1 protein-coding gene is annotated in these 290 nt (G+C 66.9%); it reads left to right on the top strand.

Going from position 1 to position 290, the window contains the following annotated elements; all coding sequences use genetic code 11:
• Window positions 1-290 (top strand): alpha-glucosidase C-terminal domain-containing protein (locus tag ADL01_RS26890; protein ID WP_199834936.1); only part of this gene is annotated, 290 nt, incomplete at both ends.

Consider the following 290-nt stretch of genomic DNA (forward strand, 5'->3'; position numbering starts at 1 on the left):
CGCATGATCGAGATCCGGAAACAGAACCCCGCCTTCGGCCTCGGCTCCTACACCGAACTCCCCTCCACCAACCCGGCCGTCATCGCCTTCCTGCGGGAGACCACCCTTCCCGAAGGCGGGGACGACCTCGTCCTGTGCGTCCACAACTTCTCCCGCTTCGCCCAGCCCACCGAACTGGACCTCCAGGCGTACAGCGGCACCCACCCCGTCGAACTCATCGGCGGAGTCCGCTTCCCCGCCATCGGCGAACTCCCCTACCTCCTCACCCTCGCAGGCCACGGCTTCTACTG

The sequence above is a fragment of the Streptomyces sp. NRRL WC-3618 genome (assembly GCF_001280005.1).
Lineage (GTDB): Bacteria > Actinomycetota > Actinomycetes > Streptomycetales > Streptomycetaceae > Streptomyces.